The organism is Streptomyces sp. SID3212, from assembly GCF_009865405.1.
Classification (GTDB): domain Bacteria; phylum Actinomycetota; class Actinomycetes; order Streptomycetales; family Streptomycetaceae; genus Streptomyces.
The window spans coordinates 1-364 of record NZ_WWJY01000712.1 but is presented as its reverse complement, the minus strand read 5'-3'; the positions used below and the strand labels follow the sequence as shown (position 1 = coordinate 364).

1 protein-coding gene is annotated in these 364 nt (G+C 78.0%); it reads left to right on the top strand.

Going from position 1 to position 364, the window contains the following annotated elements:
* Window positions 1-364: adenosylcobinamide-GDP ribazoletransferase (locus tag GT042_RS21180; protein WP_161310299.1), on the top strand; the 364-nt coding region annotated here is incomplete at both ends.

Below are 364 nucleotides of genomic sequence, written 5' to 3'. Positions count from 1 at the left end.
GCGCCGTCCTGCTGCAAGCGGGTGCCGGGCCGCTCCTCGCGGCCGTCGCCGCCGTCGCCGTACCGGCCGTGCTGACCCGGGGACTGCACCTGGACGGTCTGGCGGACACGGCGGACGGGCTGGGCAGCGGGAAGCCGGCCGAGGACGCCCTGCGGATCATGAAGCGCTCGGACATCGGCCCGTTCGGCGTGATCACGCTGCTGCTCGTCCTGCTCGGGCAGGTCGCGGCGGTGTCCGAGCTGTACGGGGAGGGCCCCGCGCACGGCGCGGTGGCCCTGGCCGTGTCCGGGGTGGCCGCCCGGCTCGTGCTCACCGTCGCCTGCCGTACGGGCGTGCCCCCGGCCCGCCCCGACGGCCTGGGCGC